This is a genomic window from Micromonospora sp. ALFpr18c (assembly GCF_008868155.1).
Classification (GTDB): Bacteria; Actinomycetota; Actinomycetes; order Mycobacteriales; family Micromonosporaceae; genus Micromonospora.
On record NZ_WBKR01000383.1, the window covers coordinates 1 to 1,585 of the forward strand.

Sequence of the window (1,585 nt, forward strand, 5' to 3'; positions counted from 1 at the left end):
TCGGGTGGTTGGATGCCCGTGTCCGGTTGCCTGTGTCGGGTCGTCTGGGGCCTGTGGGGGCATGTCTGGGGCCGCGGTAGCGGCCTGTGGGGAGGTCTCAGCCGGTGGCTGCGGCCAGCCCGGCGGTTCCGGCGTATCGGAAGACTTTGAGTAGGTTGTGGCTGGCGGCGAGGAGCCGCCATTCGCCCCGGGCGCCGTCGATGCCGTGCAGGAGCAGACGGCGGCCGTTCTGGCAGGTGACGATCTGGCCGAACACGGGCTCGACGATGGCCTTGCGGCGGCGGTAGGCGGTTCTGCCGGGTTTGGTGCGCAGCTTGCGGGCCATCCGCTGTTTTGGTGTGGCGTTGGCCGGGATGCGCCCGCGGGGGGCGGGTGGCACCTGCTCGTCGTGTCGTAGCCGGCCGGTGGCCATGAACGTGTCGGTGCCGTGGGCTTCGTGGCGGGCCGCAGCGGCGTCGAGGTTGTCGTCGGAGCAGTAGCCGGCGTCGACCACCGCCTGCTTGGGGTGGGTACCGGTGTTGGCGGCGCACTGGTCGAGCATCGGGGTGTAGGACGGGCAGTCCGAGGCGCAGTCGGTGATGTCCGCGGCAGTGATGACCTGGTGGGCGTCGTCGACGACGGCCTGGGCGTTGTAGGCCTGCGCGTAGGCCCCGGTGCCCATCTTCATGATTCGCGACTCGGGATCGGTGAAGTTGGCCTGCGCCTTCGGCTTCGGCTTCGCGGCAGCCGCGGCCTTCTGCCCAGCCTCGGTGACCTTAGCCTCGTCAGGGCTACCGGTGCGGGCCTGGCGGGCGCGTTCGGTGGCCTCGGCCCGAGCGCGGGCCTTGTCAGCAGCCTCGGTCTCGATCTGGGCGCGGGCAGCCTGCAACCGGGCCAGGCGCTTCTCCCGCCGGTCCAACTCGGCCGGCAGGTCGGTGTCTTTACCGTCGACGCCATAGCGGACGTCCTCGTCCGCATCGACGGCCTCGGCGTCGGCCAGCAGCGCCGCGACCGTGGCCTCCAGCGCGGCGACCTCGGCCTCGACCTGCTCCTCTTTGGCCACGAGCCGGCCGTGGCTCATCGCCTTGTGCCGGGAGGCGTTGGCCTGCAACTTCGTGCCGTCCAGGGCGACCCGGCCCATCTTCACCATGCCCAGTCGCTGCGCCAGGCGCAGCGACTGCAGGAACAGGTCGGCCAAGGCGTCAAGATGTCGGCGACGGAACCGGGCGATCGACCGGAAGTCCGGCGCCTGATCGGCGGCCAGCCACCGGAACCCGACATCGTCAACGCACTTACGCTCGATCGCCCGCGACGACCGCACCCCGGTCATGTAACCGTAGATCAACAGACGCAGCATCAACCTGGGATCGTACGGCGGATAGCCGCGCACCTCGGTGTAGTCGGCGTAGACCGCCGACAGGTCGAGCGCCTCGCCAACCAACTCCGCCACGAACCGGGCCAGATGACCATCCGGCAGCCACTCGTCCAACGACGGCGGCAACAACAAGATCTGATCCGGATCGAACCGCCGAAACGTCTTCGCACTACCCACGACTGGTCAACGACCGACCACCCCGAACGAAGCGTTACTGACCCACGCTCCTAG

Annotated in this window: 1 protein-coding gene; it reads right to left on the reverse strand. The window is 69.3% G+C overall.

The annotated features are described in order from the left end of the window. Window positions 1-97: 97 nt before the first annotated feature. Complete coding sequence (locus tag F8271_RS31265; protein WP_151493369.1) at window positions 98-1,531, reverse strand: IS1182 family transposase; 1,434 nt, start codon at window positions 1,529-1,531, stop codon at window positions 98-100. Between the last annotated feature and the right edge of the window lie 54 nt (window positions 1,532-1,585).